Annotated in this window: 8 protein-coding genes; 4 read left to right on the forward strand and 4 right to left on the reverse strand. The window is 70.9% G+C overall.

Features of this window, described 5'->3' with window-relative positions:
* Nucleotides 1-2: 2 nt before the first annotated feature.
* The 4 genes from ACFYWX_RS27870 to ACFYWX_RS27885 are packed head-to-tail and all read left to right on the forward strand — an operon-like array spanning nt 3 to nt 5,947.
* The gene (locus ACFYWX_RS27870; protein ID WP_389426851.1) at nt 3-1,346 is read left to right on the forward strand and encodes an ABC transporter substrate-binding protein; all 1,344 of its coding nucleotides are present in this window, start codon (nt 3-5) and stop codon (nt 1,344-1,346) included.
* Entirely contained in the window at nt 1,343-2,236 is an 894-nt protein-coding gene (locus ACFYWX_RS27875) for an ABC transporter permease (RefSeq protein WP_389426852.1), read from the forward strand. The genes ACFYWX_RS27870 and ACFYWX_RS27875 overlap by 4 nt, the downstream gene beginning before the upstream one ends.
* Entirely contained in the window at nt 2,220-3,014 is a 795-nt protein-coding gene (locus ACFYWX_RS27880; protein ID WP_389426853.1) for an ABC transporter ATP-binding protein, read from the forward strand. Before ACFYWX_RS27875 ends, ACFYWX_RS27880 begins: the two co-directional genes overlap by 17 nt.
* An 11-nt stretch (nt 3,015-3,025) precedes the next feature.
* Entirely contained in the window at nt 3,026-5,947 is a 2,922-nt protein-coding gene (locus ACFYWX_RS27885) for a fumarate reductase/succinate dehydrogenase flavoprotein subunit (RefSeq protein ID WP_389426854.1), read from the forward strand.
* Between the two features lie 161 nt (nt 5,948-6,108).
* Here ACFYWX_RS27885 and recQ read toward each other — a convergent pair whose 3' ends face one another.
* The 4 genes from recQ to nuoL form a co-directional block, all read right to left on the reverse strand.
* Nucleotides 6,109-8,145, reverse strand: coding sequence for a DNA helicase RecQ (recQ, locus tag ACFYWX_RS27890; protein WP_389426976.1), 2,037 nt, complete (start codon nt 8,143-8,145; stop codon nt 6,109-6,111).
* A gap of 338 nt (nt 8,146-8,483) precedes the next feature.
* On the reverse strand, nt 8,484-10,133 hold the full coding sequence (gene nuoN / locus ACFYWX_RS27895) for an NADH-quinone oxidoreductase subunit NuoN (RefSeq protein WP_389426855.1): 1,650 nt from the start codon (nt 10,131-10,133) through the stop codon (nt 8,484-8,486).
* Entirely contained in the window at nt 10,130-11,701 is a 1,572-nt protein-coding gene (locus tag ACFYWX_RS27900) for an NADH-quinone oxidoreductase subunit M (RefSeq protein ID WP_389426856.1), read from the reverse strand. Before ACFYWX_RS27900 ends, nuoN begins: the two co-directional genes overlap by 4 nt.
* Nucleotides 11,702-11,706: 5 nt before the next feature.
* Nucleotides 11,707-13,620 (reverse strand): NADH-quinone oxidoreductase subunit L, encoded by a 1,914-nt coding sequence (nuoL, locus tag ACFYWX_RS27905; protein ID WP_389426857.1) that lies wholly within the window; start codon nt 13,618-13,620, stop codon nt 11,707-11,709.
* Between the last annotated feature and the right edge of the window lie 14 nt (nt 13,621-13,634).

Genomic DNA, 13,634 nt, shown 5'->3' on the forward strand with positions numbered 1-13,634 from the left:
CCATGAAGCACAAAGCACTCCTCGCCGCCTCCCTCCTGGTCCTGCCCCTCACCGCCTGCGGCGGCAACGCGGCGGCCGGAGGTGACGGCTCCACGGTCACGGTGACCGTCGGTTACCAGTCCAAGACCATCAACACGGTCACGGCGGGCACCCTGCTCCGTTCGCTCGGCTACTTCGAGAAGCAGCTCAACGCCCTCCACGACGGCCACACCTACAAGGTCGCCTGGCAGGACTACGCCACCGGCGCCCCCATCACCGCCCAGATGACCGCCGGGAAGATCGACATCGGCTCGATGGGCGACTTCCCGCTGCTCATCAACGCGGCCCGGGGCAAGCAGCTCAACCGCCCCACCCACCTGGTCTCGGTCACCGGTTACAACCTCCGCGGCGGCCTCAACACCATCGTCACCGCGCCCGGCTCCAAGCTCACCTCCCTGAAAGACCTCAAGGGCAAGAAGGTCTCGACGAGCGTCGGCTCCGCAGCAGACGGCACCCTCGTGCGGGCCCTCCAGCGCGCCGACATCGACCCGGAGAGGGGCATCGAAAAGCTCAACCAGCAGCCCGCGGTGGGCGCCTCGGCCCTCGCCGGAGGCAGCGTGGACGCGCTCTCCCAGTTCGTCGCCTGGCCCGGCCTGCTCGCCTTCCAGGGCAAGGCGAAGGCGCTCTACGACGGGGCCCAGCTCGACCTGCCGACCTTCCACGGCGTCACCGCACGCGAAGACTTCGCGAAGGAGCGCCCGGCCGTGCTGGAGGCGTTCCTGAAGGCCCAGGCGGAGGCGACCGACTACCTCAACGACCATCCCGTGGACGCCGCCGAGAAGGTCGCGAAGGCCACCGGCCTGCCCGCCGAGGTCGTCTACCTCTACAACGGCGCCCACGGCATCTCCACCTTCGACCCGGCCGTCAAGCCGCAGCTCGTCTCCGCCCTGAGGGAGGACGTGTCCGTCCTGAAGGCCGCCAAACTGACCGGCGACGTCGACGTGGACTCCTTCGTCGACGACCAGTACGTCAAGAAGGCCCTCGGCTCGTCCTACGCCAAGCAGCTCTCGTCCGCGCCCCCGCCGGCCGCGAGCGAGGTGTGGCCGAAGGGCGCAGCCCGGACGCAGACCTTCAAGACACCCGCCGAACTGCTCCGCTACGTCGCCGGGCACCGTGACGGCATCCGCGCGGCCTACGTCCCCGACGCCACCACCGGCACCCTCTGGTTCGCCGACAAGGCGGTGTGGGTGGCCGACGGCGACCAGCTGCTGCCCTTCGTCGCCCCGGAAACCGCCCAGGCGTACGTCGCCGGCCACGGCGGAGCGCGCGTCATCACGTACGACGACGCTCTGGGGCATGCCTCATGACCGGCGCGCCCCGGTACCGGCCCCCGGTCGGCCGGTACGCGCTGCGGGCGGCCGCCCTCGCCGCCGCCCTCGGCCTCTGGCAGCTCCTGACCAGCCTGGACGTCGACCTCTGGCTGCGCTTCTCGCAGTTCCCCACGGTCACCGACGTGGCCCGCGCCTTCGCCGACCGCCTGTCCGGGCCCGACTACTGGACGGACCTCACCGACAGCCTCACCCGTATCGTCACCGGCTTCCTGCTGGCCGCCGTGCTGGGCGTGGCCACCGGCGTGCTCGTGGCCCGCTCGCGGCTCGCCGAGGACCTGCTCGGCCCGATCCTGGAAGTCGTCCGCCCGATCCCGGCGATCGCTCTGGTCCCCGTCGCGATCCTCCTGTTCCCCTCCAACGAACAGGGCATCGTCTTCATCACCTTCACCGCCGCCTTCTTTCCCGTGCTGGTCTCCACCCGGCACGCGGTGCGCGCGCTGACCCCCGTGTGGGAGGAGGCGGTGCGGACCATGGGCGGCGGCCGGTGGCGCATCCTCTGTTCGGTGATCCTGCCGGGGGCCCTGCCCGGCATCTTCGGCGGCCTGTCCGTCGGCATCGGCGTCTCGTGGATCTGTGTGATCTCCGCCGAGATGATCTCCGGCCAGTACGGCGTCGGCTACCGCACCTGGCAGGACTACACGATCGTCAACTACCCGGGTGTGTTCGTCGGCATGGTCACCATCGGCGTACTCGGCTGGCTCACCTCCACGACCGTGGAACTCCTGGGCCGCCGCCTGACCCGCTGGCTGCCACGCACCTCGTACGTGCCCGGCGCCCGGGTCCGAACCGTCCCGCCCACGCGGCCGCAGCCCACCCCGAAGAACGCACCCAAGGCCGAGGAGACGCGCGATGAGCACCTCGTCTGAGACGCAGACAGTCCCTGCCACGGGGGCGAGTGCACCGGCGCCCGCGCGCGGCACCCGCCTCACCCTCCGCGCCACCACGCTGGGCCGCCCGGACGCTCCCGCCCTCGCCGACGTCGACCTGGACGTCGCCCCCGGCGAGATCCTCACCGTCGTCGGCCCCTCGGGCTGCGGCAAGTCCACCCTTCTGCGCACCCTGGCGGGCCTGCTGTCCCCGCTCGCCGGGGAGATCGCCCAGGACGGACGCCCGCTGCGGGGCCCGTCCTCCGACCGCGCCCTGGTCTTCCAGGAGGACGCCCTCCTCCCCTGGCGCACCCTGCGCGCCAACGTGGAACTCCCGCTGGCCATCCGCGGTGTGGCGCGCGCCGAGCGCCGCGCGCAGGCCGAGACGTGGCTGGCCCGGGTCGGACTCGCCGAGCACGCCCGCCATCTGCCGCACCGCGTCTCCGGCGGCCAGCGCCAGCGCGCGCAGCTCGCCCGCGCCCTGGCCGGACACCCGCGCGCCGTTCTCATGGACGAACCGTTCGGCGCGCTCGACGCGCAGACCCGCGCCGGCATGCAGGACCTGCTGGTGGACGTGTTGCGCGGGACGGGCGCGACCGTCGTCTTCGTCACCCACGACGTGGACGAGGCGCTGTTCCTCGGCGACCGCGTGGCCCTCCTCGGCGCGGGCGGCCTCCTCGCAGTACGGCACGTACCGCGCCCGCGCGAGCGCACGGCGCACGACGCCCCCGCGCGCGTGGCCCTGCGGCGCGACGTCCTGACCTCTTTCGGTACGTGAAAGGCATCCTGGTGGCTACCCCGGACACCCCCCTGCGGATCCCCGAGATCGGCGACGCCGAGGAACTGACCTGCGACGTCCTCGTCATCGGCGGCGGCACCGCCGGCACCATGGCGGCCCTCACCGCCGCCGAGCACGGCGCAAACGTGCTGCTCCTCGAGAAGGCCCACGTCCGCCACTCCGGCGCGCTCGCCATGGGCATGGACGGCGTCAACAACGCGGTCATCCCCGGCCGCGCCGAGCCCGACGACTACGTCGCCGAGATCACCCGCGCCAACGACGGCATCGTCGACCAGTCCACCGTCCGCCAGACCGCCACCCGAGGCTTCGCCATGGTGCAGCGGCTGGAGTCGTACGGCGTGAAGTTCGAGAAGGACGAGCACGGCGAGTACGCCGTCCGCCAGGTCCACCGCTCCGGCTCCTACGTGCTGCCTATGCCGGAGGGCAAGGACGTCAAGAAGGTCCTGTACCGGCAGCTGCGGCGGCGCGAGATGCGCGAGCGGATCCGGATCGAGAACCGGGTGATGCCGGTGCGCGTGCTGACGGCGGGCGAGGGCGCGGACCGGCGGGCCGTGGGCGCCGCGGGCTTCAACACCCGGACCGGGCAGTTCGTCACCGTCCGCGCCGGCGCGGTGGTCCTCGCCACCGGCGCCTGCGGCCGCCTGGGCCTGCCCGCCTCCGGCTACCTGTACGGCACGTACGAGAACCCGACCAACGCGGGCGACGGCTACGCCATGGCGTACCACGCGGGCGCCGAGCTGACCGGCATCGAGTGCTTCCAGATCAACCCGCTGATCAAGGACTACAACGGTCCCGCCTGCGCGTACGTCGCCAACCCCTTCGGCGGCTACCAGGTCAACCGGCACGGCGAACGCTTCGTCGACTCCGACTACTGGTCGGGCCAGATGATGGCCGAGTTCGCGGCGGAGGTCGCCTCGGACCGCGGCCCGGTCTACCTGAAGCTGAGCCACCTGCCGGAGGAGTCGGTCTCGGCGCTCGAGTCGATCCTGCACTCCACCGAACGCCCCACCCGCGGCACCTTCCATTCCGGCCGGGGCCACGACTACCGCACCCACGACGTCGAGATGCACATCTCCGAGATCGGCCTGTGCGGCGGCCACTCGGCCTCCGGCGTACGCGTCGACGACCACGCCCGCACGACCGTCCCCCGCCTGTACGCCGCCGGCGACCTCGCCTGCGTCCCGCACAACTACATGATCGGCGCGTTCGTCTTCGGGGACCTCGCGGGCGCGGACGCGTCCCAGTACCCGGCGTACGACGGGGAGCTGCCTCTTGACCAGCTCCGGGAGGCCCACGAGCTGGTCTACCGCCCGCTGCGCAATCCGGGCGGCCCGCCGCAGCCTCAGGTCGAGTACAAGCTGCGCCGCTTCGTGAACGACTACGTGGCCCCGCCGAAGTCCGGTGCCCGCCTCTCCCTGGCTCTGGAGGCCTTCGAGCGGATGCGGGACGACATCGCGGAGATGGGTGCGGGCACCCCGCACGAGCTGATGCGGTGCGCGGAGGTCACCTTCATCCGCGACTGCGCGGAGATGGCCGCGCGTGCCTCCCTGGCCCGCACGGAGTCCCGCTGGGGCCTCTACCACGACCGCCTCGACCACCCCCAGCGCGACGACGCCTCCTGGTTCCACCACCTCGACCTGCACAAGTCCCCCTCCGGTGCGATGAAGTTCACGGCCCGTCCCGTGGCTCCCTATCTGGTTCCGATCGACGAGTTCACCCCGGTCGGCGGCCCCTCCCGTCACCTCGGCGAGGTCCACCCGGAGCAGGTGGCCATGGCGGGCGCACGGGAGGTGGCGCCGGTGGCGAGGGGCCAGGAGACCGCCACGCCCGCCGGCACCCCTCACCTCGAGACCGACGTGGAGATGCCGACCTCACCGCGCCTCGTCGCTCTCCTCGCCCTCGCGGAGGAGGAACCCGAACTCTCCGCCCTCACCTCCTACTTGACCGACCCCGAGCCCGCCGTCCGCCGAACGGCCGTCACCGTCCTGACGGAGACCGTGCCGCCGGGAACCGGCCCGGCGCTCGCCACGGCTCTCCGCGACACCGACGCCGGCGTGCGCGCCGCCGCTGCGGCCTCACTGCGCGAACTCGTCGAGACGCTGCCGCCCGAGCCCGCCCTGCGCGACCGCCTCGCCGATGCGGTGACCAGCGGCGCCGACCCGATCGTGCGTGCCACGGCCCTGGACGTCCTGCGCGCCCTGCGCCTGGGCGACGCCGCCCTCTTCAGGCCCGCCCTCACCGACTCGGACACCTCCGTCCGCATCGAGGCCGTCCGCGCCCTCGTCTCGGTCGACGCGGTCGCCCCTCTCGCCGAGTCCGCCCCCACCGACCCCTCCCGCGAGGTCCGCGTTACGTTCGCCAAGGCGCTGGGGACACTGGCGGCGGGGGTCGGCGGGTCGGGCGAGGCTTTGGCGGGGGTCGGCGCGTCGGGCGAGGCTTTGGCGGGGGTCGGTGGATCGGGTCGGGCTTCGGATGGAACCGGTGACTCAGGTCGGGCTTCGGCTGAGGCCGGTGGCTCGGGTCGGGCTTCGGCAGGGCCCGGCACCGACGCCCTCCTGCCCGCCCTCACCGCCCTCACCCACGACTCCGACGCCCTCGTACGCGGCGCCGCCTACGAAGCGTTGGCCTCTGCCGGGTGCCCGGCCCCGCTGGCCGATCGTGCCGTGGCTGCTCAGACCGACCCGGCCTGGCAGGTCCGTGCAGGTGCGGCCACCGCTCTGTCGGCCGCCGTACCCGACGTTGCCGTCCCGGCCCTGGCCAAGGCGCTCGCCGACCCGAACGCCGACGTCCGCAAGGCCGCGGTCCTGGCCCTGACCCGGCACACCACCGCCGAGGGGGCCCGCGCGGCCCTGGCCACGGCGACGACGGACTCGGACGCGGACGTCAGGGCGTACGCGGCACGGGCCCTGTGAGGGTGCCCTTGCCATGAGACCGACGTCGGCATCCCGCACACCATGTGCCGTGTGCCGACGTCGGCCCGCACCGCGCGGTCAGGCATACGTGGGCAAGCCGACCCGGCCCTGCCACCGGAGGCACAGGCCGACACCACCGGCCCACGCCGACACCACCGGGCCTATATCCAGTCGTCCGGTTCCGGCTCCGCCTCCATCTCAGGCCAGTCGTCGGCACCGCCCGGCCCTGCATCACCCACGGGTGCCGAGCCGCCCGGCCCGGTGTCGGCGGCCTCCGGCGCCGGGCCGGACGGCCCGCCCAGGGAGGCCAGCACCGCCAGCACACCCTCCCCATACGTCGCCAGCTTCTTCTCGCCGACCCCGCTGATCCCGCCGAGCTCTCTCACCGACGCGGGCCATACGGTCGCGATCTCCCGCAGCGTGGCGTCGTGGAAGATGACGTACGCCGGAACGCCCTGCTCGCGGGCCTGCTCGGCACGCCAGGCGCGCAGGGCCTCGAAGGCGGGGAGCAGTTCCTCGGGCAGCTCGGCCGCTGCGGCCTTGGCCTTGCGCTCGCCCCGCCCGGAACCCGACGAGCCCGACGCACCGGACGACCCGGCCGACCGCGAGGTCACCGGCTTCTTCGGCTCCTTGCGCAGCGGCACCTCCCGCTCCCGCCGCAGCACCGCCCCGCTGGCCTCGGTCAGCACCAGCGTGCCGTACTCCCCCTCGACCGCGAGCAGCCCCTGCGCCAGCAACTGCCGTACGACACCCCGCCATTCGCCCTCGGCCAGGTCGTCGCCGATGCCGAACACCGACAGCTGGTCGTGGTCGAACTGGATGACCTTCCCCGTGCGCTTCCCCAGCAGGATGTCGACGATCTGCACGGCACCGAACTTCTGACCGCGTTCCCGCTGCAGTCGCACCACCGTCGACAGCACCTTCTGAGCCGCGACCGTGCCGTCCCAGGTCTCCGGCGGGGTGAGGCAGGTGTCGCAGTTGCCGCAGCCGGCCGCCTCGGGGTCCTGGCCGAAGTAGACGAGAAGCTGGCCGCGGCGGCACTGGGCGGTCTCGCACAGCGCCAGCATCGCGTCGAGGTGCGCGGCGGCCCGACGGCGGAACGCCTCGTCGCCCTCGCCGGACTGGATCAGCTTGCGCTGCTGTATGACGTCGTTCAGTCCGTACGCCATCCAGGCCGTGGACGGCAGTCCGTCACGGCCCGCCCGGCCCGTCTCCTGGTAGTAGCCCTCGACGGACTTGGGCAGGTCGAGGTGGGCCACGAAACGGACGTCCGGCTTGTCGATGCCCATCCCGAAGGCGATGGTCGCGACCACGACCAGGCCCTCCTCGCGCAGGAACCGGGACTGGTGCGCCGCACGCGTGCCCGCGTCCAGGCCCGCGTGGTACGGCACCGCCTCGATGCCCTTGGCGGACAGGAACTCGGCCGTCTTCTCCACCGAGTTGCGCGAGAGGCAGTACACGATGCCCGCGTCGCCCGCGTGTTCCTCGCTCAGAAAGCTCAGCAGCTGCTTCCTGGGGTCGGCCTTGGGCACGATCCGGTACTGGATGTTGGGCCGGTCGAAGCTCGCCTCGAAGTGGCGGGCCGTCGGCATGTTCAGCCGTTGGGTGATCTCCTGGTGCGTCGCGCGTGTGGCCGTCGCCGTGAGCGCGATCCGCGGCACGTCCGGCCAGCGCTCGCCGAGCAGGGACAGGGCGAGATAGTCGGGGCGGAAGTCATGGCCCCACTGGGAGACGCAGTGCGCCTCGTCGATGGCGAAGACCGAGATCTTGCCGCGTGAGAGGAGGTCCAGGGTGGACTCCAGACGCAGCCGCTCCGGTGCCAGATAGAGCAGGTCCAGCTCGCCCGCCAGGAACTCGGCCTGCACCACCCGCCGCTCGTCGAAGTCCTGCGTGGAGTTCATGAACCCGGCGCGCACACCGAGCGCCCGCAACGCGTCCACCTGGTCCTGCATCAGCGCGATGAGCGGGGAGACGACGACGCCCGTACCCGGTCTGACCAGGGCCGGGATCTGGTAGCACAGCGACTTGCCGCCGCCGGTCGGCATGAGGACGACGGCGTCCCCGCCGGCCACGACATGCTCGATGATCGGTTCCTGCTCGCCGCGGAAGGCCTCGTACCCGAAGACCCGGTGCAGTGTGGCGAGCGCTTCGCTCTCGGTCACCTCTGGCATCTCGCTGATCCCGCCCGTCCCGCCCATCGTGCTGTCCCCCGTACGTCGTCCCTCGACCACTGCCTCCACGATAGGGGTCCGCACCGACAGCCCCCGAGTTATCCACAGGCTCTCCTCGTCACGTTCGGCGCTCAGTCCAATGGCCCCCGTCACGGGGTGGGGCTCATACGGACCGGGACATGCTGCTCGGGCGGGACATGGGGCTCCTTGAGCCAGAGAAGCGCGCAGGGCATGGCTACCGGGAATTACACGCACGCTCGCGGGGGATGGATCCCGCGACCACAACCGCGACATCGGCCGCCTGAATACGCGCGTGGGCCCCGGCTCCCACGAGGGAACCGGGGCCCACGCCCGCGTGCCGCGGCTCAGCGCACGAACACCCCTGCCTGACTCGCCAGGTCCAGGAAGTACTGCGGCGCCACGCCCAGCACCAGCGTCACCGCGACGCCCACGGCGATCGCCGTCGTCGTTAGCGGCGACGGCACGGCGACGGTCGGGCCCTCGGGCCGCGGCTCGCTGAAGAACATCAGCACGATCACGCGGATGTAGAAGAACGCCGCGATCGCCGACGAGATCACACCGACCACGACCAGTGGGGCCGCTCCGCCCTCCGCCGCCGCCTTGAACACGGCGAACTTCCCGGCGAACCCGGAGGTCAGCGGAATGCCCGCGAAGGCCAGCAGGAACACCGCGAACACGGCCGCGACCAGCGGTGAACGACGGCCCAGCCCCGCCCACTTCGACAGGTGGGTCGCCTCACCTCCGGCGTCGCGCACCAGGGTCACCACGGCGAACGCGCCGATCGTCACGAACGAGTACGCCGCCAGGTAGAACAGCACCGAGGACACACCGTCGGGCGTGGTCGCGATGACACCCGCGAGGATGAACCCGGCGTGCGCGATGGACGAGTACGCCAGCAGTCGCTTGATGTCGGTCTGCGTGATCGCGACGATCGCACCGCCCAGCATGGTGACGATCGCGACGCCCCACATGACGGGCCGCCAGTCCCAGCGCAGGCCCGGCAGCACCACGTACAGCACCCGCAGCAGGGCACCGAACGCGGCCACCTTCGTCGCCGCCGCCATGAAGCCGGTCACCGGCGTCGGCGCGCCCTGGTACACGTCCGGCGTCCACATGTGGAACGGCACGGCGCCCACCTTGAACAGCAGGCCCATCACGAGCATCGCGGCGCCGACGAGCAGCAGCGCGTCGTTGCCCATGGTGCCCGCGAGCGCCGGGTCGACGTTCTTCACCGTGCCGTCGACGACCTGCGCGATCTTCGCGTACGACACGGAGCCCGCGTACCCGTACAGCAGGGCGATGCCGAACAGGGTGAACGCGGAGGCGAACGCGCCGAGCAGGAAGTACTTGACCGCGGCCTCCTGCGACATCAGCCGCTTGCGGCGGGCCAGCGCGCACAGCAGGTACAGCGGCAGCGAGAAGACTTCCAGGGCCACGAAGAGCGTCAGCAGGTCGTTGGCCGACGGGAAGATCAGCATGCCGGCGACGGCGAACAGCAGCAGCGGGAAGACCTCGGTCGTGGTGAACCCGGCCTTCACCGCGGCCTTCTCGCTGTCGCTGCCCGGCACGGACGCGGCCTGCGCGGCGAAGGAGTCGACGCGGTTGCCGTGCGTCTCCGGGTCGAGCCGCCGCTCGGCGAAGGTGAACAGGCCGACCAGGGCGGTCAGCAGAATGGTGCCCTGAAGGAAGAGGGCCGGTCCGTCGACCGCGATGGCGCCCATCGCGGCGATGCGCGCCTTCGTCGTGCCGTATCCGTCGGCGGCGAGCGCGACGACCGCGGCGAACGCCGCGGCGAGGGCGACGACGGAGACGAACACCTGCGCGTAGTAGCGGGACTTGCGCGGGACGAACGCCTCGACCAGCACTCCGATGATCGCCGCGCCCACGACGATCAGAGTGGGCGACAGCTGCCCGTATTCGATCTTCGGCGCGTCGATCTTCGAGATCGGGTCGGCCGCGGTTGTCCACAGGCTGTGGACGGCTACTGCGCTCACTTGGCCGCCTCCACCTCGGGCTGGGGGTCCTTCTTCTGTACGTCGGACAGGGTCTGCTTGACCGCCGGATTGACGATGTCCGTCAGGGGCTTCGGGTAGACGCCCAGGAAGATCAGCAGCACGATCAGCGGGGTGACGACCACCAGCTCACGCACCCGCAGGTCGGGCATCGCGGCGACCTCCGGTTTCACCGGGCCCGTCATCGTCCTCTGATAGAGGACGAGGGTGTAGAGCGCGGCGAGCACGATGCCGAAGGTGGCGATGATGCCGATCGCCGGGTATCGCGCGAACGTGCCGACCAGGACCAGGAACTCGCTCACGAACGGCGCGAGCCCCGGCAGCGACAGGGTCGCCAGGCCACCGATCAGGAAGGTGCCGGCGAGTACCGGGGCGACCTTCTGCACACCGCCGTAGTCGGCGATGAGCCGCGAGCCGCGCCGGGAGATCAGGAAGCCGGCGACCAGCATCAGCGCGGCCGTCGAGATCCCGTGGTTGACCATGTACAGCGTGGCGCCGGACTGGCCCTGGCTGGTCATCGCGAAGATGCCCAGGATGATGAACCCGAAGTGCGAGATCGACGCGTACGCCACCAGCCGCTTGATGTCCCGCTGGCCGACGGCGAGCAGAGCCCCGTAGATGATGCTGATCAGCGCCAGTACGAGGATGACGGGCGTCGCCCACTTCGACGCCTCCGGGAACAACTGGAGGCAGAAGCGGAGCATCGCGAAGGTGCCCACCTTGTCGACGACCGCCGTGATGAGCACGGCGACCGGGGTCGTGGCCTCCTGCATGGCGTTGGGCAGCCAGGTGTGCAGCGGCCACAGCGGCGCCTTCACCGCGAACGCGAAGAAGAAGCCCAGGAACAGCCAGCGTTCGGTGTTGGTCGCCATGTCGAGCGTGCCGTTGGCCCGCGCCTGGGCGATCTCCTGGAGCGAGAAGTTCCCGGCGACCACGTACAGCCCGATCACCGCGGCCAGCATGATCAGCCCGCCGACCAGGTTGTACAGCAGGAACTTCACGGCGGCGTACGACCGTTGCGTCGACGCCGCCTTCTCTCCGTGTTCGTGGGCACGGTCCCCGAAGCCGCCGATGAGGAAGTACATCGGGATGAGCATGGCTTCGAAGAAGATGTAGAAGAGGAAGACGTCGGTGGCCTCGAAGGAGAGGATCACCATCGCCTCGACGGCCAGGATCAGGGCGAAGAAGCCCTGCGTCGGCCGCCAGCGGCTGCTTCCGGTCTCCAGCGGGTCGGCGTCGTGCCAGCCCGCGAGGATGATGAACGGGATCAGCAGGGCGGTCAGGGCGATGAGCGCCACCGCGATGCCGTCCACGCCCAGTTCGTACCGCACCCCGAAGTCCTTGATCCAGGCATGCGATTCGGTGAGCTGGTAGCGGTCGCCGTCGGGATCGAAGCGGACCAGGATGGTGATCGCCAGCGCGAGCGTGGCGAGCGAGACGAGCAGCGCCAGCAGTTTGGCGGCGTTGCGCCGAGGGGCCGGTACGGCGGCCGTGGCGATCGCCCCGATGGCCGGGAGCGCCGCCGTCGCTGTCAGAAGGGGAAAGGACATCGGTATCAGACCGCCCTCATCAGCAGGGTCGCGGCGATGAGGACCGCCACACCGCCGAACATCGAGACCGCGTAGGAGCGCGCGAAGCCGTTCTGCAGCCTGCGCAGTCGCCCGGAGAGGCCACCGACCGAGGCCGCCGAGCCGTTGACGACCCCGTCGACCAGGGTGTGGTCGACGTACACCAGCGACCGCGTGAGGTGCTCGCCGCCGCGGACCAGGACGACGTGGTTGAAGTCGTCCTGGAGCAGGTCACGTCGCGCGGCCCGGGTGAGCAGCGACCCGCGCGGGGCGACGGCCGGGACCGGGCGACGGCCGTACTGGCCGTACGCGACGGCCACGCCCACGGCGAGGACGACCATGGTGGCGAGGGTGACCGTCAGGGCGCTGATCGGGGCGTCGCCGTGGTCGTGCCCGGTGACGGGCTCCAGCCAGTGCACGAAGCGGTCGCCGATGCTGAACAGGCCGCCCGCGAAGACCGACCCGAAGGCCAGCACGATCATCGGGATCGTCATGGACTTGGGGGACTCGTGCGGGTGCGGTTCATGGCCTTCGGCATCCGGCTGCCAGCGCTTCTCGCCGAAGAACGTCATCAGCATCACGCGCGTCATGTAGAACGCCGTGATCGCCGCGCCGAGCAGGGCGCAGCCGCCGAGGATCCAGCCCTCGGTGCCGCCCTTGGCGAACGCCGCCTCGATGATCTTGTCCTTGGAGAAGAAGCCGGACAGGCCCGGGAAGCCGATGATGGCGAGGTAGCCGAGCCCGAAGGTGATGAAGGTGATCGGCATGTACTTGCGCAGGCCGCCGTACCTGCGCATGTCGACCTCGTCGTTCATGCCGTGCATGACCGATCCGGCGCCGAGGAACAGGCCGGCCTTGAAGAAGCCGTGCGTCACCAGGTGCATGATCGCGAAGACGTAGCCGATGGGGCCGAGGCCCGCCGCTAGCACCATGTAGCCGATCTGCGACATGGTCGAGCCGGCCAGCGCCTTCTTGATGTCGTCCTTCGCACAACCGACGATCGCACCGAACAGGAGCGTGACGGCACCGACGATGGTCACCACGAGCTGTGCGTCCGGGGCGGCGTTGAAGATCGCTCCGGAGCGGACGATCAGGTACACGCCGGCGGTCACCATGGTGGCGGCGTGGATGAGGGCCGAGACAGGGGTCGGGCCCTCCATCGCGTCCCCGAGCCAGGACTGCAGCGGGACCTGGGCGGACTTGCCGCAGGCGGCGAGCAGCAGCATCAGGGCGATGCCGGTGAGCGTGCCCTCACCGGCATCGCCGACGAGACCCGGCTCTTCCTGGGTACCGAGCACCGGACCGAAGGCGAAGGTCCCGAAGGTCGTGAACATCAGCATGATCGCGATCGACAGGCCCATGTCGCCGACACGGTTGACCAGGAAGGCCTTCTTCGCCGCGGTGGCCGCGCTGGGCTTGTGCTGCCAGAAGCCGATCAGCAGGTAGGAGGCGAGACCGACGCCCTCCCAGCCGACGTACAGCAGGAGGTAGTTGTCGGCGAGGACGAGCAGCAGCATCGCCGCGAGGAACAGGTTCAGGTAGCCGAAGAAGCGGCGGCGCCGCTCGTCGTGCGCCATGTACCCGACCGAGTACAGGTGGATCAGCGAGCCGACGCCCGTGATCAGCAGCACGAACGTCATCGACAACTGGTCGAGGCGGAAGGCGACGTCCGCCTGGAAGCCCTCGACCGGGATCCAGGTGTACAGGTGCTGGGTCAGCGTCCGGTGCTCGGCGTTCTTGCCGAGCAGGTCGGCGAAGAGGACGAGGCCGAGCACGAAGGAGACGGCCGAGAGGGCGGTGCCGATCCAGTGGCCGACGGCGTCGAGCCGACGACCACCGACCAGCAGGACGGCCGCTCCGAGCAGGGGCGCCGCGATCAGCAGCGCAATCAGGTTCTCCACGATTCTTCCGACCC

This window comes from Streptomyces sp. NPDC002888 (assembly GCF_042888465.1).
Taxonomy (GTDB): domain Bacteria; phylum Actinomycetota; class Actinomycetes; order Streptomycetales; family Streptomycetaceae; genus Streptomyces.

What these genes read in the sequence shown, in the direction of transcription:
- ACFYWX_RS27875 (WP_389426852.1), top strand. Translation starts at nt 1,343, where the DNA reads ATGACCGGCGCGCCCCGGTACCGGCCCCCGGTCGGCCGGTACGCGCTG.
- ACFYWX_RS27880 (WP_389426853.1), top strand. Translation starts at nt 2,220, where the DNA reads ATGAGCACCTCGTCTGAGACGCAGACAGTCCCTGCCACGGGGGCGAGT.
- recQ (WP_389426976.1), bottom strand. Translation starts at nt 8,145, where the DNA reads ATGGGCGGGACGGGCGGGATCAGCGAGATGCCAGAGGTGACCGAGAGC.
- ACFYWX_RS27900 (WP_389426856.1), bottom strand. Translation starts at nt 11,701, where the DNA reads ATGTCCTTTCCCCTTCTGACAGCGACGGCGGCGCTCCCGGCCATCGGG.
- ACFYWX_RS27870 (WP_389426851.1), top strand. Translation starts at nt 3, where the DNA reads ATGAAGCACAAAGCACTCCTCGCCGCCTCCCTCCTGGTCCTGCCCCTC.